General features: G+C 64.9%; 13 protein-coding genes. 5 read left to right on the forward strand and 8 right to left on the reverse strand.

The window, feature by feature from the left end; genetic code table 11:
* The first annotated feature begins 101 nt into the window (after nt 1–101).
* Complete coding sequence (locus ACA511_RS19910) at nt 102–2,012, forward strand: acyl-CoA synthetase (RefSeq protein WP_375025902.1); 1,911 nt, start codon at nt 102–104, stop codon at nt 2,010–2,012.
* 481 nt (nt 2,013–2,493) lie between these two features.
* Here ACA511_RS19910 and ACA511_RS19915 read toward each other — a convergent pair whose 3' ends face one another.
* The 6 genes from ACA511_RS19915 to ACA511_RS19940 form a co-directional block, all read right to left on the reverse strand.
* Nucleotides 2,494–3,123: a LysE family translocator gene (locus tag ACA511_RS19915; RefSeq protein WP_375025903.1), complete on the reverse strand. Its 630-nt coding sequence runs from the start codon at nt 3,121–3,123 to the stop codon at nt 2,494–2,496.
* Nucleotides 3,124–3,985: 862 nt separating this feature from the next.
* A complete protein-coding gene (locus ACA511_RS19920) occupies nt 3,986–5,269 on the reverse strand; it encodes a helix-turn-helix domain-containing protein (protein ID WP_375025904.1) in 1,284 nt (427 codons plus the stop codon).
* Between the two features lie 209 nt (nt 5,270–5,478).
* Entirely contained in the window at nt 5,479–7,506 is a 2,028-nt protein-coding gene (locus ACA511_RS19925; protein ID WP_375025905.1) for an AIPR family protein, read from the reverse strand.
* Nucleotides 7,499–8,506: a PD-(D/E)XK motif protein gene (locus tag ACA511_RS19930; protein WP_375025907.1), complete on the reverse strand. Its 1,008-nt coding sequence runs from the start codon at nt 8,504–8,506 to the stop codon at nt 7,499–7,501. Before ACA511_RS19930 ends, ACA511_RS19925 begins: the two co-directional genes overlap by 8 nt.
* A complete protein-coding gene (locus ACA511_RS19935) occupies nt 8,503–11,280 on the reverse strand; it encodes a Z1 domain-containing protein (RefSeq protein WP_375025908.1) in 2,778 nt (925 codons plus the stop codon). The genes ACA511_RS19930 and ACA511_RS19935 overlap by 4 nt, the downstream gene beginning before the upstream one ends.
* Before the next feature lie 65 nt (nt 11,281–11,345).
* Nucleotides 11,346–12,812: an ATP-binding protein gene (locus ACA511_RS19940; RefSeq protein ID WP_375025909.1), complete on the reverse strand. Its 1,467-nt coding sequence runs from the start codon at nt 12,810–12,812 to the stop codon at nt 11,346–11,348.
* Between the two features lie 293 nt (nt 12,813–13,105).
* Between ACA511_RS19940 and ACA511_RS19945 the strand changes: the two genes are divergently transcribed.
* Nucleotides 13,106–14,989 carry a DNA cytosine methyltransferase gene (locus ACA511_RS19945; RefSeq protein ID WP_375025910.1) on the forward strand — a complete coding sequence of 628 codons (1,884 nt, stop codon included), beginning with the start codon at nt 13,106–13,108 and terminating at the stop codon, nt 14,987–14,989.
* On the opposite strand, the gene ACA511_RS19950 is transcribed toward ACA511_RS19945, so the two are convergent.
* A complete protein-coding gene (locus ACA511_RS19950; protein ID WP_375026287.1) occupies nt 14,986–15,405 on the reverse strand; it encodes a very short patch repair endonuclease in 420 nt (139 codons plus the stop codon). The genes ACA511_RS19945 and ACA511_RS19950 overlap by 4 nt on opposite strands.
* A 101-nt stretch (nt 15,406–15,506) precedes the next feature.
* On the opposite strand from ACA511_RS19950, the gene ACA511_RS19955 reads away from it, so the two are divergent.
* The 3 genes from ACA511_RS19955 (at nt 15,507) to ACA511_RS19965 (ending at nt 18,832) form a co-directional block, all read left to right on the forward strand.
* Entirely contained in the window at nt 15,507–15,677 is a 171-nt protein-coding gene (locus tag ACA511_RS19955; protein WP_375025911.1) for an ATP-binding protein, read from the forward strand.
* Nucleotides 15,678–15,697: 20 nt separating this feature from the next.
* Nucleotides 15,698–16,036: a hypothetical protein gene (locus ACA511_RS19960; RefSeq protein ID WP_375025912.1), complete on the forward strand. Its 339-nt coding sequence runs from the start codon at nt 15,698–15,700 to the stop codon at nt 16,034–16,036.
* A gap of 798 nt (nt 16,037–16,834) precedes the next feature.
* Entirely contained in the window at nt 16,835–18,832 is a 1,998-nt protein-coding gene (locus ACA511_RS19965; protein ID WP_375025913.1) for a serine/threonine-protein kinase, read from the forward strand.
* 177 nt (nt 18,833–19,009) lie between these two features.
* On the opposite strand, the gene ACA511_RS19970 is transcribed toward ACA511_RS19965, so the two are convergent.
* The gene (locus tag ACA511_RS19970; protein ID WP_375025914.1) at nt 19,010–19,504 is read right to left on the reverse strand and encodes a hypothetical protein; all 495 of its coding nucleotides are present in this window, start codon (nt 19,502–19,504) and stop codon (nt 19,010–19,012) included.
* Between the last annotated feature and the right edge of the window lie 168 nt (nt 19,505–19,672).

Consider the following 19,672-nt stretch of genomic DNA (forward strand, 5'->3'; position numbering starts at 1 on the left):
AAAAGTCCGCCGGGCATCCACCGCGCCACCCCTTCATGAGAACGCCCTCACCTTCTGCTCGCTCTGCCCGACGTCATCAGCGCCCGACCACGGAGACACCCATGGCCACCACCCCGGCCCCGCACACCCAGGGCGACCGACCGCTCCTGCTGCTGCCCGAGGACCTGCCCGCCATCGAGTCCGTGCCGCTGACCGAACGCAATCTGCCGGCCAGCACCTACGACCTGGTGGCGGGCACCGCTTCCCGCGATCCCGGCCTGCCCGCGCTGTACCTGCTCGGTGAGGACGGCCTGCCCTGGCGTGACGCGGTCTGCTGGACCTATCGGACGCTGCTCGAACGCCTCCACCAGGCCGCCAACGCCTACCTGAATCTCGGGCTGTCCGAGGGCGGCGTCGTCGGCCTGATGCTGCCCAACCTCGGCGCCACCTACGCGGCGCTGCTGGGCGCCCAGGCCGTGGGCATCGCCAACCCCGTGAACCCGCTGCTGGCCGAGGACCACCTGGTCGAGATCCTGGCCCTGACCGGCGCGCAGATCCTCCTAGCCCCAGCGCCGGCCCTGTCGCCACAACTGTGGGACAAAGCAGTCCGGATCGCCGCCCGACTGCCCGCCCTGCGAGCCCTGGCCGCCGTCGGCGCACCGCCCGGCCCCACCGACATGATCACCGGCGCGATCCCCACGGTCGGCTTCGATGCCCTGACCGCGACCCAGCCCGCCGACCGGCTCGGCACCTCCCGGCGGCCCGTCCCCTCGGACCTGGCGGCCTACTTCCACACCGGCGGGACGACCGGCACGCCGAAGGTCGCACCGCACACCCACGCCAACCAGGTGTACATGGCCTGGGCCCTCGGCTGTTCCGGCGCCTACCTCGACGGGTCGGTCGCCCTGTCAGGGCTGCCGCTGTTCCATGTCAACGCCGTGCACGTCACCGGACTGGGACCGTTCATGCACGGCCGTCCGGTCGTCAGCATGGGCCCGCTCGGCTACCGCGACAAAGCACTCATGGCCGACTTCTGGCACATCATCGAGCATTACCGGGTGACCAGCTTCTCCGGTGTCCCCACCGTGTATGCGGGCCTGCCGCCCGTACCCGACGAGGTCGACATCTCCAGCCTGCGTGCCGGAGCCGTCGGCGCGGCACCCCTGCCCTCCCGGGTCCGCACCACGTTCGAGTCCACCGTGAAGGTTCCTATGCTGGAGGGCTACGGCCTCACCGAGGCGACCTGCGCGACCGCCGCCACACCGGCCTTCGCACCCCGGCCGGGCTCGGTCGGGCTGCGCCTGCCCTACCAGCACGTCAAGACCATCGCCGTCGACGCCGACGAGGCCCCGACCGGCGATCTCCCGATCGGATCCACCGGAGTTCTGGCCATCAGCGGCCCCAGCGTGTTCCCCGGCTACCTGCGCCCCGGCCCCCACGGCCCCGCACCCGACCCGACCGGGAAGATCTTCGACGGCTGGCTGGCCACCGGCGACATGGGCCGCGTCGACGAGGACGGCTACATCTACCTGACCGGCCGCGCCAAAGACCTGATCATCCGCGGCGGGCACAACATCGACCCCGGACCCGTCGAGGCATCGCTGCTCGCCCACCCCGACGTCGACGCCGCCGCCGTGATCGGCGCCCCCGACGCCCATTCCGGCGAGGTCCCCGCCGCCTACCTCGTGCTCGTCCCCGGAGCGTCGACCACCCTCGGGGAACTGCACGCCTGGGCAGCCGAACACGCGCCCGAACCAGCGGCCGTCCCCCGCACGATCCACCTGATCGACGAGCTACCCGTCACCGCCATCGGCAAGATCTACAAGCCCGCCCTGGTCCTGAACTCGATCGAACGCCTCATCCGCGCCGAACTCCAGCGGACCGGGCGGACCGGCCAGGTCCGCACCGAGCTACGCGACGGCCAGCCCCACGCCACCATCCGCCTGAACACCGAAAACGACAACGACCACGCCCGGCTCACCGACGAGCTCAGCCGATACTCCTTCACCCACGAGATCACCTCCCAAGCCTGACCACCGGCCACCGCCGCGGCCCTGCTCAGGCGGTTCCTGCCCGCAGCCCTGCAACCCCCTCAAGCGGCCAGGCAGGCGGACGGGCAAAGCCCGAGCCGTGTGCGCCACCACGCCCCCGACCGGCTACAACGCTGGCCCGCGTTCCCTTTCATGCGTATTCCGGGCGCCCTCCGTCAGGGGCCGACTATCTCCATCACGACGGGCCATGTGCAGCGGTCATGGCGCCTGATCGTCAACCTTGGACGCCCCAACCGGGCCAATTAGCGGCGTCAGTCACATCAGGTACTGGTCCAGCGGTGGCTGCGGCCATCACTGGAGGGTGGCACCGTGCCCTCACCGGCGTCTTCGACTACCCACCCTCTGGGAGGCCCGGGATGGCGACCTTGCCCCCTGGAAGCTGCTGGTGGCGGTGCACACCGCAGTGCACCCGGCGGCCTGCATCGTGCGCAGAAACCGGTAGTCGGTCGCCGCGCCAGCCCGGTCAGCGTTCGGCTGCCAGGGTGGCGCCCAGGCCGATGAACACACTCCCGGTCGCGGCGTCGATCCGGCGGCGCACGGCCTGGCGGGCGCGCAGCCAGCCGCCGATCCGCCCGGCCAGGACGCCGACCGTTCCGTCGGCCAGGAACTCCAGGACGATCAGGATGCCGCCCAGGACGGCGAACTGCAGCCAGACGGGCCCCGCCACGGGATCGATGAACTGGGGAAGGAAGGCGACCATGAACGTGAACGTCTGTGGGTTGGCCATGGAGGACACCACGCCGTTGAGGAAGGCGCGCCGACCCGGCATACCGCCGGCGGCCGGATCGTCGGCCTGGCCGTTCTTGCGGTGACGGATCATCTGGACACCGAGGTAGATCAGGTACGCGGCACCGGCGATCCGTATCACCGTGAACACGACTGGGAATGCCGTCAGCAGTACAGCGAGGCCGGCAGCGGCCGCGACGATGTACAACGCGTCACCCGTGATCACGCCGACCGTGGCCAGCAGCCCGGCGCGGGCGCCGCCCCGCACGCCGCACCCGAGCACGAACAGCATGTCGGGTCCTGGAGTGATCAGGGCGACGATGGTGGTCACCGTGAACACGGCGAGCAGGTGCGGATCGATCGGCATCCGATGATCTTTTCACCTCCCGCCAGCTCCGGGGTATCGGCTCGGGGAGGTAGCCGCGCGCCAGGTGCCACGACCCGTCGCGACCAGATACAGGCGCCGATGCCGAATGCGGCACCGACCGGCAGTACCGGGTCGTAGATGCTCAACGACGCCCCTCTTTGGCGAGAGGTACTTATCCGTGTGATCGTGAGGAAGAGGACGCCAGTTCGTGCGGACCGGGCGTGGGATGCGGGCAACGCGGTAGTGGAGACCGCGATCACCGCGCCGGTGTTCATCACGCTTCTCGCTGGACTGCTCGTGGTGATGCGGGTGTCGCACGGCTGCGCTGGGTCGCGCAAGCCGCTGACGCCGCGCGGCAAGCGTCCATCGCCCGTACCGCCCGCCGGGCGCGGGCCGAGGCGAGCACGAGCGCCACGTACACCTTGCGTGACCGGTATCGAAATTTCTTATCCAGTTGCCCCGCGCCCGTTGGCCGGGACGGCGCGTATGCACCGATCTGTTGTGTACCCCCTACGGGGATGATCGCGTGCCCGCTCGACCCACCCCCGGCACCCGCCTGACACTCCCGTACCGGTTCACGATCGGATGACCGTGGGGTGCCGTGGCGACACGCCCCCAGCCGCCCGCCCGCCGCATCCCAAGCGGATCAGTGACCGTGTGTGAACGTTCATGGGTGTTCATGTCGACGGGGTTGTCACAACCAATTGCATTTTCCCCGCAACCTCGATCGGCGACGCCTACCGCGTCCCCGTGAGATAGCTACCCGTCCGCATGTTGTAGCAACATTCGGGGTCCGTACGTGGCACCACCGCGTACGGACCCGGCGTCCGGCGCGTAAGGACGGTCACGGGGCCGAGTGGTGTCATGATGTGGCGCGCCGGGACTGCTTGGCGAGTAACGCTTCCATGCCGAGCAGGCCAGCATCCAGGGCGGTCTGCACCAGCCACGCGTGAACCTGCTGGTGCCGATCATCGGCATCGGCGAGGTCTAATGCGGGATCGGCGAGCAGGTGCGCACCGCCAGACTCGCTGGCATCGGGAATCGCGGTGAGGCTACTAGTGTCCAGGGTCTCGGCTATGGAGTTGACGGTCCTGAGGTGCAGGACACGCGGTTGGGGTACCGCGAGCGAGTCGATCTGGGCTAGATCCGCCAGCGCATCTACGACGGGTTGGGCGACGAACCCTGCGATCATGGCGTCCATGAGGTCACCGAGCGTGGTGACTTCCATGCGCTGGTCAAGTTGCGGCGGCTGTTGGCCTCCCGCTGGGATCCAGTCGCCTTCCCTGATCTCCGCGAGGTGCGCAAGACGTGTGACCACGTCCAGATGCACCTGTAGGCGCGTGGCATTCCGGCCATAGCCGCCTGGCACCTCGGCCGATACGAGTGCCTCGACCGCTCCTGACTTGGTGTTCCTCCAGCCGCGAGGGAAACCTTGCCATTGAAGGCGGATGATGCGGGACTGATTATGTCCTTTGCGATGGAATCGCTGGACGGTGCCGTCTGGGACAGTACTCAGGCCGAGGAGGAAACTGTCGATGGGTGATTTGTTGAGCGCGTGAATGAGCTCGTCGACATCGTCTTCGCGAAGTGGACGCCAGCTGGCGCGAGGATCGATAGGGATGTCGAGACCGGTTCGGAGAATTAGATCGGCGAAGTAATCTTGCTGATTGTTGTGGCGGCGCGGGAGGTCAGGTCCCCTGATCGTCCAAGGATCGTTCGAGCGGACAGCGTCGTCTTCAGCGAACAGCGCCGCAAGTTGCTGCCAGTTTGCGTTGTAGGTGGTGCTGTGGTTGCGCATCGGAGCGGCTCCACCGATGAGCAACGGCCTGGGGACGATCCCCGGCACTATCCGCAGTAGTAGGACGAATCTTCCTGAAGCGTCGTCTATGGGGACTGGGACGATCTCTGGAGCCCACGGGGGCTCGATGTTGTCGTGGCAGTGCTGAGAGACCTGGTCAATCGTCTTTTCTTTGACGCCGATAATCTTGCGATCATCGGTTACTCCCACCAAGACCAAGCCACCATAGGTATTGGCCAGAGCGGCCACAGCTTTGGCGATGCTCTGGGTCATGGCGGCCTTGTACTCGACGGTGGGCGCCTCGGGGCCGACGGCCGCCACCAGCCGACGGATCTGCTCGATAGTCACCTGAGACGGAGCACAATGCAAGAGAGTTTGGGTTAAGGACACGAGACCATCATGGAGAGTGTGACCTCATGCCGCCAGCTATTTTCGAACGAAGTTACTCTGGATGGCCACAACCGCCGCCCACGGCGTCTGGAGGAGGGAAGTGGTGGCGATGACCGCCAAGGACTGCTCGTAACCTGTGCTTCGTCCTTCGTTGCCCGTGTGTGCGGCTAGGGCTTGAAGCCGGCGGCGTAGGCCTTGGTGCGGAGTCTGAGGGCGTCTGTTGCGACTCCTGTCCGGATTGGTTCGGAGGCTTGGAGACGTCGGCCGACGAGGGCGAGCCGTTGGCGCTGGTCTGGGAGGAGGTTCCGGGTCTCCTTGGCCCAGCGTTGGATAGCGAACCACTCGTCGGGCGGGATGGAGGAAACCTTGGCGACGTCGGGGTGGGGTGCGGTCTCGGTGTCGAGGTCGAGGTCGGTTGCCGGGCCAACCGGGTCGACAATCCGAGCGGGAAGGAGTTCGGTCTCCAGGTCGGTGGGGAGGTTCCAGCGGATGCCGCTGACGGTGAGCCAGCAGTCCTCCTTCTTAGCCCATTCGCCGGAGTGGTTTCCGGATCGGGGGTTGTCGATCACGTTCATGACGCGGTCGACCAGGGTTTCGACGGCTGCTGTTGTTGCGGGGGAGATCCGCTGCTCGCGCCAGATACGGTCGAGGTCCAAGCGCTGGTTGGTTGCTTTGACCAAGTACGACGTTGTGTAGGCGGTGACGAAGGACTTGATGCTGCCGGCTCCGTGTTGCTGGGCGATTCTGTCGATGTCCTTGAACAGCTTCGCCTTGGCGATCAATCGCTGGCAGTAGGCGACGTCCACTCGGGGTGCGCGGTCCTCGTCTACTGCGGTGTCTAGGCGGATCATGAACTCATTGAAGTTCTTCTGGGCTCCGCGGCTGACCCAGTGGGGCAGCATCTCCCAGCAGTGCGCGAATTTGGCAAGATCTGACTTAGTAAACTTCTGCTTCGTTGGATGGAGCAGTTTGAACTGCTTCTTGGCCGCGGGAGTTCGTGCCCGGGCCTGGGCATCGGTGTACTGGCCCCGGGCTCGTTCGTAGAACCAGCGTGTCTCGACCCCGCTGCCGTCGGCCGCGGGGGCCCACAGGCTACGGGTGACTTGTTCTACGCGCCTGTGGAACGGGTTGTTGGAGCTGAAATCGACCAGGCTCACGGCGTTCTGGCTGTTGGAGTACCTCGAAATTTCCGGCACTACGTCGAGGAGTTGGGCTTCCCTGAGCACGGTCAGCTTCATCTGCACGTGGACCGCGGAGAGATCCGCTTTGTCTCGGGTACTGGCGTAGTAGATGGAGGCGGTTGTCTGGCCGCCGTTGACGATCTGGACTCCGTGGATGCGGTGGATCGCGTGCTGGCCGTCCGCGTCCCTGACGAAGTCGACGGCCGAAGCGGTCGCTGTGATGCCGTTGTTGTAGGCGAGGAACCAATCAGGCTTGTCGAGCAGGGTTTTTCGGATACCGCTGTTGACTTTGACGCGTGTCTGGAGGAACGAGCGGACGTTGAGTTCCAGTAGCCGGGTGCCGTGTTCCTTGTACAGGTCAGCGAGGAGTTGGCCGGGCAGGACGCCCAGGATGACCGAGAAGTCGCCGGTTCTGGGCGCGGCGAGGCACGGGAGGGGGTGCTCGAACTCCACGACGATTGGCTCGCTTTGGGCCCCGGAGCTTGCCATGCGGTGGAACCGTTCGAGATCCCAGATCTCGTGCGTGACCTCCAGATCGTGGTAGATGGCGAGCGGTGGGGCCTTGGCCGTGCAAACGGAGTTGGTCAGCAGGAAAACCCTGATGCGCGATGCCTCCAGAAGGGCCTTCTCGACGCCGGCGCAGAGGTCTTGGACGTCGGTGGCCTCGTCCGCGGCCTGTCGGATGTCGGACATCTTGCGAAGGAACTGAAGGGGACGTTTGAGCGCGGCCTCCGCCGGGGCCTTGTGGAGCTTTCCCATCAAGGGTGACTGGCGGAAGTCGACGACGAACAGGTCGAGGCTGCCGAGCGTGTTGTTGACGCCGAAGCCGTGGATCTCGATGCCGTGGGACCGGTAGTAGGCGAGGAAATGGTTCTCGACGTCGCCGGCTACTTCGAGATCTTCGAGCATCAACTGGGCGAACATCTCGGGGGCGGTGGTGCCCTCGGCCTCCGCGCTGGTCATGACATTGGCGACCAGGCCGTGGGCGAACTCCTCGAGCGAGGTTTCAGCCATGGCTCCCTCTGATCAGCTTTCTCACCTCGTCCTTGGTTATGGCGTAGGCGTCGAGTCCTGCGGTCTGGATGCGGTAGCTGCAGGTGCTCACGCCGGGCCGGAACTCGGATTCGACAATGCGTGGAAAATCCCCGTGAACAGACCAGAACCTGATTTCCCGAAGGGTATACCGGGGCTCGTCATAGTTATTGGTGTGCTGGGGGAAGTAACCGATTCTGGCCAGGCGCCCCTCAAGGCCTGCTTGCGGCGGGCCTGGCAGGGCTGCTCGGACACCCTCCACCATGGCGTTGAGGCTCGTGCCGAGGCCGCCGCGGCGTTCGTCCAAGACCACGAGGCCGAAAACCAGGTCGGCGGTCCCGGTCCTGTCGAGCTGACGCTCGTTGGCGATCGTGATTTCGGAGGTCGCCCGGGCGGTCGTGGCTTTGACCTCGATGGCGCAGTCGGTGAGCTGGAAATCCTGGTTGGTGCCCAAGGGGCCTGTCCAGCCCAGGATTCCGTTGGCGGGGCCCAGTTCGGGGATCACGTAGTCCTTCAGCACGAGCAGCTCGCCGTACAGGCCTCTGCGAGCGTCGGCACCGAGACCGTCCTCGCCGAGGCTTTTGAGTAGCGTCTGCCATCGCTCGAACTGGTTGATCGCAGTTGTCACCGCGCCGACATCGTCCGTGGCCTGGCTGATCGCCCAGGCGATGTCCATTACGAGGGGGGTGAAGACGTTCTTGAGGCTGTCCGAGGTGAGCGTGATCGTCAGTTCGTAGTGCTGCCGGGTCAGCCGAGTGAAGGCGAGTTCGAGTCCCTGGGTGCGGGGCAGGCGTCCGTAGGCGGTTGCGGCGCGCTCGTAGGCGCGGTCGTCGGTGTCGAGGACGAGCATCCGCTTCCGCTGCGGGTAGGTCACGGCGATGTGGATGTCGTGTGCGGACTCGGCGTGAATGCGGCGCATGGAGCGACCGGGTGTGTGCTGCGGAGTCTCCAGCTCCCGCCAGTTCTCCTCGGTGATGCTCACCTGTCGTCCTCGACTTCCTGGTCGTCGAGTCCGAGGGACTGCTCCTTCAGCCAGGGCGCGTTGACGAAGTACTCGGTCTTCTCGAACTGGTGGGAGTGGGGGAAGCTGAAGGCGTAGCCGACCAGAGGCACCGCGTCGGGGGCGGCTCCCTGGTGGCTCTGCTCGATCGGATAGATCAGCAGGAGCCCCTGGTCAGGGGTGCGTACGTTTCGCACGAACAGGTCAACAGGCTGCGTGGGCGCCTTAACCGGATCGCCCTTCTTGTCGAGCTTCCCCTCGGCGGCGACGCGCGCGTTGTTCAACGCGGTCTTCCACTGAGCTCTGGAAAGGTCCTTGGCCTCATCCGGCGGGTTCATCGGGCGGCGGATCCGGTACCGGCCATCGTGCAGCGGGTCAGTACCCTTCACCGGGTTACGGGTGATGAGCCTGACCTCGTGACCGCCGATGCCGGCTGGCCTCCCAGCGGACTTGCCCACTAGGCGTACGGTCCAGTTTCCGAGCTCGCCGACTTGGTCGCACCTGCGGATGTAGCGGGCGATCTGGCTTGCTTTAGCGCGGTGGGCGAGCTTGTCCGACTGGTAGCCGTCCAGGAAACCCACGATCTCCTCGGGAGGAACGCTGGACCAGACGAGGCTTTCCTCCTCGGTAGAGGCGGGGCCGAGCTGGTCCAGCCTCCCCACGAATGATTCAAGGTTCGCAAAGTTCTTTTCTGGTGTTTGGTTCTTGAGATCGAACATGACTGTCTCGGGATGGTCACCGGAGTAGCTGAGCCGCACCCGCGTGCCCGAGCCCATTTTCGGGCGGCTGGTGATGTTGAGACCGAGCGAGGAGGACTTAATCTTCAGACCGAAATCGATGGGCTTGGCCCGCAGCGCCGACATCTCCTCGACCTCCCGGCGGAGCTCGTCGGTGGTCTGCGTGATCTCGATGTAGTGGTCGATAAGGCCCTGGGTCGTGTAGAGCCTGCACAGATCCTCGTACCCTGGTCGGTACCCGAACCAGCGTCCCATCTGGAGCAGGGTGTCGTATGCCTTCGCGGTTCGCAGGTAGTAGCTCACGCTCAGGCCCTCGAGCGTCAACCCACGGGACAGCTTCTCGCCGCCGACCGCTATGACGGACAGGCCGTTCTTACGGTTCTCGTAGTACTCCAGTGCGTCCTTTGCCGCCCCGTTGATTGCTCGCACCTGGATCTTCTGTACGGCGGGCAGCAGGTGTTCGGCGACCTCGGACCACGAGACGTCCTTGACCTGGTCGGCGGGAAACGCCCTCGTCGTGGGCATGAAGTCGGTGTTCCACAGATCGCGGAGTTCGGTGAGCCGCTCGGCAGCGGTGACGCTGTAGCGGTCGCGCATGCTGTCGGCCAGCAACTGGACGTGGTCCTCGATGATCTCTCGGACCTGGCCCTGCACGGCGGTGAAGCGGGTGACGTGCACGAGCATGGAGTTGTGCTCGGTCTCTTGGCCACGAGCACGCCGTGCCGCGCAGGTGAGGATGAATGCGTTCACGGCTTCACGAAGGGAATCCGGAAGTTCGATAGCGACCGGGTGGTGGCTCTTGTGCCTGTCTGGCATCCAGAATTGGTAGTCGTCGACCGTGCGGGTCACGGGCAGCGGTTCGACGTCGTCTTGGTCTGGATCGTCGATGGTCAGACCGAAGACCCTTTCGGGTCCGAAGTAGTTCGACGGAGCTGGGAGAACCCGGATGAAGCTGCCTGGGAAAAGGTCCCGGCCAAACGTCTCGTGCTCAGTGTCGGGGTCGATCAGGATGTTCGCGTACGGGGTGGCGGTGTACCCGACGTACGCCGCTTGCTCGAACACCTTCAGCAGCTTCCGGATCTCGCCGTTGACCTTCGACGGGTCCGTCTCGCTCTCTTTGGAGACGTCGATGCCCGCATGGTCGGCCTCGTCGTCGATGAGAAGGACGGGCAGATCCCGGACGATCACACCGTCCTCAGTCCCGTCCGGCGTGCCGTGCACTTCCGTCAGCCAGCGGCGTACGTTCCCCAGGATGCTCCGGTGCTTCTTCACCACCAAGACGACGGGGAAGCGTCCGAGCGGGAAGTTCAACTGCAGGGCCTTGGTCTTGGTGAAGTCGCCCTTCTCCGTGCTGTCGGTGACCGACCCGATCCCGAGTCGCTTGGCGTGCGATGGCGCGCCGGCGCCGATGTAACGCGAAGCGTCCTCGTCGTAGCGCTTCTGAAACTGTGTGTCGAAGCCGAGCAGCCCTTGGTCGATGCGCAACTGGGTCTGGCTGCGCAGATCGTTGTGGATGCCCGCCAGGATGATGATCATCTGGAAGCCGGCGTCGGCGGCCTTGCAGACCAGGCCGGTGTAGTTCCCGGTCTTGCCCGATTGCACCTGACCGATGACCAGCCCGGCGCGCCGCCAGGGAGCCTTCGACCTTGGATCCTCGAGTTCACCGAGGATGTCGTCGGTCGAACGGTCGAGAGCCCGGACCACGCGGGGTGGGAGGCGCACCGAGTGGTCGAGGTGGTCGCGGTAGCGTTCCCAGAAATTCCACGACCGGTCGGACTTAGCGTCCGGTAGCCAGGGTGTGTGGTGGTCGCTGTCAGAGATCCCCTTGCCGACCTCCTGGAACACCGAGACGAGCTCCTCCACCCTGCGCAGCAAGACGTCCGCCGCGAGCCCGGGGAACATGGGCGCCGCCTGGGAAACGGCCTGCTCGACCTCGCCGGGCGTCGCGTGCCGTTCACGGGGGAGTAGGACAAGGACGACCTGGATCGCCTTGGCGATGACTTCCTCGGTGGCGTTCATGCGATCCTCTGCGGGTGAAGACTCCGGTCAGGAAGAGGCTAAACGCTGCCACCGACAATCGTTGGTCACTTGTTCCAGAAGCCGTCGAGCCGACTGAACGGGTCCATGTTCCGGATCATCGACCTAGCGTCGTGCGGGCTTCTTCCCTGGTTGATCAGTGCGGCTAGGAGGGCGCGGGCCACATCTTCCTGGTCCTGGCTCGGGGCACCGGTGAACGGTACCGGGTCGTCGGCGGCGTCCGCTTCATGGATCACGCGGAGTGCCTCGACAGGAACGGTCTCCTCCAGCAGAGTTAGGAGGGCCTTGACGACCTTGCCTCGCTCGTCCCCGGTTCGTAGCGCCTCACGGACCAAGGGGTGGTCGCGGTTGATGCGGCACTTGATCCGTCCGTCAGGGCGGTCCACTCTCCACAGATAGACGAAGGCCGAACCGTGTCTCCGTGCGGCGATCTGCCCTCGGTGCCTGATCACGTCCGCAGCCTGTTCCCTGGCGCGCTTGGCGATGCGTTGTAGATGCCGTCGGAGCGCCACCGGCGGGACCACCTTGGATTTGCGTACGTCAACGCTCCACTCCGCATCCAGCTCAGCGGGAACCTCAATGGAGATGCGGGCCAGGTTGAACTTCTCCTCTTGGCGCATGCCCTGCAGGCCGAGCCAGTCGCCAGCGAGGATCAGGCGTTTCCGCCGGTAGACGTAGAATCCCTGCTGCCTCAGCCATCCACCGGGCCCACCCGCGGCGAGATACTCCTCTTTGGAGAGCCTCTGTGCGCTGGGCAGGACATACGCCTCGACCCTGACCGAGCTGGATCCGAAGGCGAGGTCCTCGGGGGGTAGCCGCTGAAGGGATGGGTGACCGGTGAGAAACGGATCCCAGGCGGCAACGGTCTGATTCTGCACTCGGAGGTCCACATCCTTCAGAAAGCGCGCGAATACCATGCCCAAATGCCGCTCGACCCGGGAGGCGTCTTCGTAGAACTGCCTTTGGGTTGTCTGGTCGGGATCCGTCCCGTCGGCCCCATAGCCGTTGAGCCGACGCCAGAGCACTATGGTCCCGCTGCCCCGGTCTCGGCGGAAAAGGTCGAGGAGCCTGGAGGTTTCGGGGTCGGCATCATGCATCAGACGCCACTCCCTGCTGGCCTCGACCATGTTCAGATCCCAGGTACGGGTGTGCCACGTCTCGCCAGGAGGGCGGCTGGTTACGGTCAGCTGGCGGGCCTGGGAGAAAGAGGCGGTTTTCAGGCCCAACCCGAATCTGCCGAGGTCGTCGGCACTGCGTTCGGTTCCAGGCCCACGCGCGGCCGGCGTCATCGCCGTGACGAGATCCGGCAGCGACATCCCGCTCCCGTTGTCGACCACCGCCACCCAGGAGTCCTCACCTGCCCATGTGAAGACGACCTCGATGTCGGTCGCTCTTGCTGACACGCTGTTGTCGACCAGATCGGCGACTGCGGCTTCCAGGGAGTAGCCCAGCGAACTCAGTGAGGCAACCATGCCCGCCGGGTCGGGAGCTGCAATGTCGAATCCGTCCGTCACAGTTCTGCCAGCCCTCTCCGATGGAAATTGTCGCGTAACGTGGCGTGATCTGCGTTCTGGGTCATCCATCGGGCCTATTCACACGGCCGTCGGGTCGGAAATGTCGGTGGTGACTGATAGCCAAAGCTGCGTGGAGCGCCGATTCCGAAGGTGGGCGCCAGACCCGAACCTACGGGGTGCCTGGCGGGTTGGGGTGCGAGCACGTGCCAAGATAGGCCAGAATACTTGCCGGGCGCCGGGAGTATGTGTTGTCCTGGAGGCCGTCGAGGGGTGGTAAGGGACGAGGGAGCCAGGTGTCGTACTACGGTGTCAAGCTGCATCGCAGTGATACCCTCCGCTTGGACGCGCATGCAGAGGCGTGCACCGAGGAAGGCTTCGTCGCCTGGTGCGACCAGCAGGTCGCTTCCGGGCAACGGCTAGCCGTCGACTTGTTCTCCGGAGCCGGAGGGCTCAGCCTTGGCGTTGAACGGGCGGGCTGGACGGTAGCCCTGTCCGTCGACAACGATCCCCGGGCTCTGGAGACGCACCGCGCGTACTTCCCCGGCTTGGCCCTGAACATTGACCTGGGTGATCCCGAAGGCCGTGCCGAGTTGATCAGCCTCCTTCGGAGAGCCGAGATCGACCTGATCGCCGGCGGGCCGCCGTGCCAGCCGTTCAGCAGGGCCGGCCGAAGCAAGATCAGAAGCCTCGTTGACGAAGGCCGACGAGACCCGCTGGACCTTCGCCGGGAGCTGTGGAGGGCGTACCTGGAGGTTGTGCGCGAGGTCTCTCCCCGTGCCGTGCTGATGGAGAACGTTCCCGACATGGCGTTGGGTGATGATTTCTGCATCGTCCGGACCATCGTCGACAAGCTGGAGAACGACGGCTACTACACCGAAGCCCGGCTGGTCGATGCTTGGCAGTACGGCGTTCCTCAACATCGGAAGCGCCTGATCGTCTTGGCGCGGAAGGACTCTCACGTCTTCACGTGGCCTGATCCCGGGGAACGTGTGATCCTGAGCGAAGCCATCGGGGATCTTCCAAAACTGCCCGAGGACGATCCGGTTGGTGCCCGACAGTTGCCCTATAGGGAGTCCCGCGACAAGTCCGGCTTCCTGGAACTCATGCGTGAGGGCATGGAGGACAACAATGATGTTGTCTGGGATCACATGACCCGGCCCGTGCGCCCGGATGATCTCGTGGTCTTCAAAATGATGAAAGCCAAAACGCTCTATTCGGCTATCCCGGAAAACCTTCGCCGTTACAAAGCCGACACGTTCGACGACAAGTACAAGCGTTTGGATGGGACGGACCTTAGCCGCTCGATCACCGCCCACATCGCCAAGGACGGCTACTGGTATATCCATCCAAAGCAACACCGGACACTCACTGTCCGGGAGGCCGCTCGAATCCAGACATTCCCGGACCGGTTTCGCTTCGCGGGAACAAGGAGTGACGCGTTTCGCCAGATCGGCAATGCCGTCCCCCCTAGCCTCGGCGAAGCTGCGGCACGGGGGCTGCACCCGGTACCAGAAGGGGCGCCCCGCGAGCCCAACCATTGGAAGGATCTCCACGGCGCGCTGGTGAAGTGGGGAGACGAACAGCGACGCTCTAAGCGGTGGTTCTTGTTCCCCGGGCCTGACACCAAACAGGCGGTGGCCGCAATCGTTGCATTGATCGGCACCAGTCGGCTCGACAGCTGGGAGATCAGCCACGCGTTCGAACCGCTACGCGGTCGCACGAAGCCGCTGACCCGGGAGATCAACATGGTCTCCATCGCCTCGGGTTCGAAGCGCACAGCTGCTAGCCTCACCGTACTTCTTGATCTGGTGAAGAAGCAGAAGCTTTGGGAGGAGCCCGACGAGCTCGTCGACGAGTTGCGGTTGAAGCCGGGTGAACGAAATGTATTCCGTCACCTTCTGGGTAAAGACATCATGCTCGCGACCGCCCCTGTTCTCAGGGTGACTGCTCGGTTTTTCGGCAGCGAGTCCGACCAGAAAAACCGGCTGACCGACGGGCGCGTGGAGTTGGCCCGACTGGTGGGCGGTGGAAAACACGCGCCGCTTCGGATGGCTGCGATCCGACGCCTGGCTTCCTCTCACTGCATTGTCGGAGACTCGCCCAAATGTGCGACGTGCCCCCTTAGTGACTGGTGTAGTTACGCGAAATCCACAGAGAGAGACGCCACTCTCTTCTAGTCCGGTGATTCTGTTGTCGACTTGACCCGGTCTGCAGCAGCTCCGACATTCTGTTTTATCTCGCACTCCCAGATGCGGACGACCCGCCATCCGGCGGCGGCCAGTTCGGCGTCGTGTCGGCGGTCTCTGGTGCGGTTGGTATCGATCTTCTGCTTCCAGCGGTCGGCGTTGGGACCCTTGAATTCGCGAGGTGAGTGCATCGGGCAACCATGCCAGTAGCAGCCATCCACGAACACGGCCACACGCCAGCGGGGAAGGACGAAATCCGGGGTGCAGCGTGGAAGCACGGAGACGTGTAGCCGGAACCGGAGCCCCAGCGCGTGCACCGCTCTCCGGAGGGCTATCTCAGGTGCAGTGTCTCGGGTTCGACGAGCCCGTAGGTGGCTGCCCTTTTGGGTGGATATCCATTGACTCATGTCGACACTCGGACGATCAACCAACTATACGAGACTACCAAAGTGCGCCTTGGTTTGGGTCCGGTGGCTCAGTCTGGGCTTCTGACAGCCGCGACGGTCTGGTGGTCGTTGAAGTCTGGGACGAAGGCGAAGGAATGCCGGTCGTCAAGGGCGAGGACTTCAATGCGTGCAACGGGCGCGGCCTGCTGCTGATGACCCAGCTCGTTCGCGACTGGGGCACGCGACCGACCAGCGAAGGAGGAAAAGTTATATGGAGCAAGTTCGCCCGCTGACCGTACGGGCGGAGCGGCACATGTTGAGGTTGCGCACGCACTTCGGCCGCGAGAGGGCCGTGCGGTACCTGGATCTCCTCGCCGTCGCACTCAAGCCCAAGGGGTACCGCTTCGTCCGGCTCTATCGGCCCGAAGAGTTCCCGGTCTCGCTGCCCCTGCTCTGGGTGTATGCCGCCGGTCCTGACAGCCACGTGGGCATCGTCGTGAGCGCCCGAGCCGTTGCAGGTGGGTTGTGGGCCTACCACGAGGCCCAGCGCGGAAGGTTCGGCTACCTCTCCCCGTGCGGGGACGTGAAGGCAGCAGCGGACCAGACCGACAGCCTTCTCAAGCACAAGATGTATCCGGGCAACGCCTGGTGAGATCGAACGATGGACGGCGTGCCTGCGGCTGTCAGACCCATCCCTCTCCCCGAGACGACGCAGTGGCTAATCCTCTTCCGGAGCCTGTCAAACTCGCTGAGACAGCTCAGGCTGTGGGGCCTTCTTGGTCCTGGCGATCTCGTCGGCCAGCCGGGCGTTCTCGGCGGCGAGCTTGTCGTGGGCCTTGTCGGCCTCGCTTCTGCGGGCTTGGGGCCGGTGGGCCTGGCCGCCAGGGCGTCCAGCGACCCGGCATCGCGTAGCCGCTTCCAGTCCTGGATGTGGGAGTGGTGCAGCCCCTCACGGCGCAGCAGCGCACCGCAGGCGCCCGACTCGGTCAGCTGCTCCTACTCCTGCACGATCGCCAGCTTGCACTCCGGGCTGAACACCCCTCGCTTCGGCCGGTCGGCTCGAGGACCCTTCTTCTTGCCCGCCACACCATCATCAGTGCGGTGATCGGCAACACTCAACGTCATGGTCTTGGTGTGCGGGTAGGAAAGCCGAATGTCCGAATCGCCCAGTCCGGGAAAACTTCACTCCACGACTTCCTCAGCGTTGGGAACTATGGGCAAGCGCATGGCGTCTCACAGGAAGACCTCGCGACTCGCGGAAGGGGTGCCGACCGTACGATGTCTTTACCCGGAGATCGGACGGAATTGGCTGCCTCGGCCGCGGCCATGTCGGTGCGGCCGGTCCGAGGTCGGCGCGTGGGGCAGGGGGGCACGGACGGCTTGTCACAGGCAGTGATCACGGTGATTCGAATGGAAGCCGTGGATACTTCATCTGGAGGAGGTCGGCTTGGTGAGCTCATTGGGCCCTCACGAGTGGTCGGACGCCGCCCCTTTCTCGAACCCGCTCGACCCGCTCGACCCCACCTCCATCGGCAGTTGGGAACTCCTCGGCCGGCTTGGCCAGGGCGGCATGGGCGTGGTCTATCTGGGGCGGGACCCGGACGGGCAGCGAGGCGCTGTCAAGGTGATCAACCCGCAACTGACCAATGACCCGGGTTATTCTGTGCGTTTCGACTCGGAGGTGGCCTACGCGGGGCGCGTCGCGTCCTTCTGCACCGCGCGGGTGCTCGATCACGGAAATACCGGCGGGCTCGCCTACCTGGTCACCGAGTATATCGAGGGGCCGTCCCTGTCCGGGTACATCAAAGCGCACGGCGTGTTCCCGTCGCATGCGCTCCGCAGTCTCGCGGCGGGAGTGGCTGCCGCCTTGGTCGAGATCCACGCGGTCAGCCTGGTCCACCGAGACCTCAAGCCGGGCAACGTCCTGCTCGCGGTCGACGGACCACGCGTGATCGACTTCGGTATCACGCGGGCCTTGGATGCGCACATCCCCATCACCCAGCCGGGCAACGTCATGGGCACCGCCGGCTATGTCGCGCCCGAGTTCGCGTTCGAGGGGCGGGTCGGTGCCGCCGGTGACATCTTCGCCTGGGGGGCCCTCGTCGCTTACGCTGCGTCCGGGCACAACCCGTTCGGTTCCGGCACGCTGCAGGAACTGGCCGTCCGGGCGAAACAGGCCCAATACGATCTGACAGGTGTGCCGCACGAGTTTGTGCCCATCGTCGAGTCGGCGCTGGATCCCGACCCGGCTCGGCGACCGACTGCCAAGAACCTGCTCGTCCAGCTTGTGGGCGAATCGACTCCGCGCGAGGCGACCACCGAACTCTTCCGCCGTCATTGGCTTTCCGAGCCATCCCCCGCGGCGACGGGCGCGCGCCCGCCCGAGGACGGCCCCCCCGGCTCTCCAGCGGAGGCACCGTCCGGCGGCGCATCAGGAAGCCGTCGGGAGAAGGCGGGACCGCGTGCACCGAAACATGCGAAAGCAGCCCCGTCGCTCGCCAGTGAGATCGGCTCACGGGTCGTTCGGTACGGTCGCCGGAATGCCCTGGTCACTGTATCTGCTCTCGTATTATTTGCCCTGGCGGCAGGCTTCCTGCTGAGGCAGGAGTCATTCTGGCCGCCCAATAAAACCGCGCGCTTCGGCATAAAAAATGACCAACCCGGTACAGGCTTCGGTTCTTACTCGAAACTCTCCGGGTTGGACATTGCCATCGTGGGTATGGCCGCTAGCGCGCTCGGCAAGGAAGTCAAGTTCGAGCCTCTGAGTTCCGAACAGCGCAAGACTGCGTTCATCGGGAAAAATGGGGGCAAGGTAGACTTCATCGTCTCCACGTACTCGATCACCCAAGGACGGATGGACGATGAGAGAAAAGACTTCATCGGTCCATACGCCGTGACAGGCACCGGGTTCCTGCTGAAATCGGACGATCCCCGCCCGCGTCCGCAGAGCATCTCCGATCTCGGGGGAATGAGGGTATGCACGTGGGGCGGCACCACTTCAAAGGAGATCCTCGAAGAGGCAGCAGCAGAGATCCTGGAAAAGTCGAGACAGGACCTAGTACTCCCCAACCCGCCGGAGAGTGCCGACGAGTGTGTGGATCGGCTCAATAACGGCAAAGTCGATGCGGTCTTTTCAGACGAACTGATCCTGCAGGGATTCGCCCGTCAGCCCGGCTCGAATCTGGTCGTCGTCCCGAGCGCTTCAGTGAAGGGTTTTCCAGACAAGGAGCAAAGGTGGGGGATTGCGCTGCCTCAGGGACATCGAAAAGAGTGCATGCAAATAAAATCGGCGCTCATAAAATATATCGAGAACGACGAGTGGAACCGGGTCTTCAAGGAGAATTTTAAAGACCTGAAAAGGGATCCTTATAAGCCGGATGTGAAATTGATCGAAAAGTACTCTTGTGTTGATCGACTGCCCAAGGAGTCGCCACAGGTGTCACCATGAGCCCCGCCGACCGGTGTCACGTCCAACCGCGAAGCTGCGCGCCGCCGGGCGTGCGGGCATGGCTTGGACGGTCGAGGCACCTGGCGAGGCGCAGAGCGCTGTCATACCGCGCGAAGAGCAAGGGGGCGGGGACCTGGTAGGTCCCCGCCCGTGTTCCGGGTGCTGTGCCCTTCTTGTTCAGCTGGTCATGTCGGTAAGAGGGACGCGGTAGAGCTCGAGGTCTTCGTGCACGGACGCGTCAGCGAGGTTGATCCAGAAGACGCCCGGTTCGTCTGCGCTGACATGGTCGACGAGTTGGAACGTGCCGCCTTCGCGCCATGCCTGGGTGGTGAAGAGCGTCGCGTGGAAGGTGTACGCCTTTGCGTCGGCGGCGTCGCGGGCGAGGCGCTCCTCAGTAACCGGGAACCCCACGGCGGGCGGGGTGTGGGGGTAGAGGATGAGCGCGGCCCAGGCGAGGCTTCCGGCCCAGGCCCGGTGGTCGGGCGTCAGGCCGGGGCGGAAGGGCAGGACGCCGACCTGTCCGAGGTGCAGATCGAGGGTGACCTCGGCGTCCTCGGGGCTGATCAGGCTGGCCTGGGCCAGCGGTTCGACCATTCGTGCGACCTCCCGGGCGAGGCGGTCGGGCGCTGTTGGTGTCTTCTGGATGTCGTGAGAGCGGTCGGTGCGCGCCATGGCGTTGTGCTCCTTCGGCTAAGCGGTGCGGGACGCGGTGTCCCCGCGTACCGGTGGGTCCGGTTCCGGACGGAACCGGGCGTCATTGACCGCCACCTCGCGTGTCAAGGGCAAGGCCGGCGTGAGCTCGCCGCTGTCTCCCCGCGGCGGGGGAACCTTCTCCGTGCG

It is taken from the genome of Actinomadura sp. GTD37, from assembly GCF_041951365.1.
Classification (GTDB): Bacteria; Actinomycetota; Actinomycetes; order Streptosporangiales; family Streptosporangiaceae; genus Spirillospora.

Excerpts from the sequence above, each read along its gene's own strand:
- ACA511_RS19910 (WP_375025902.1), top strand. The coding sequence starts at position 102 with ATGGCCACCACCCCGGCCCCGCACACCCAGGGCGACCGACCGCTCCTG.
- ACA511_RS19915 (WP_375025903.1), bottom strand. The coding sequence starts at position 3,123 with ATGCCGATCGATCCGCACCTGCTCGCCGTGTTCACGGTGACCACCATC.
- ACA511_RS19925 (WP_375025905.1), bottom strand. The coding sequence starts at position 7,506 with ATGGCTGAAACCTCGCTCGAGGAGTTCGCCCACGGCCTGGTCGCCAAT.
- ACA511_RS19935 (WP_375025908.1), bottom strand. The coding sequence starts at position 11,280 with ATGAACGCCACCGAGGAAGTCATCGCCAAGGCGATCCAGGTCGTCCTT.
- ACA511_RS19950 (WP_375026287.1), bottom strand. The coding sequence starts at position 15,405 with ATGAGTCAATGGATATCCACCCAAAAGGGCAGCCACCTACGGGCTCGT.
- ACA511_RS19960 (WP_375025912.1), top strand. The coding sequence starts at position 15,698 with ATGTTGAGGTTGCGCACGCACTTCGGCCGCGAGAGGGCCGTGCGGTAC.
- ACA511_RS19970 (WP_375025914.1), bottom strand. The coding sequence starts at position 19,504 with ATGGCGCGCACCGACCGCTCTCACGACATCCAGAAGACACCAACAGCG.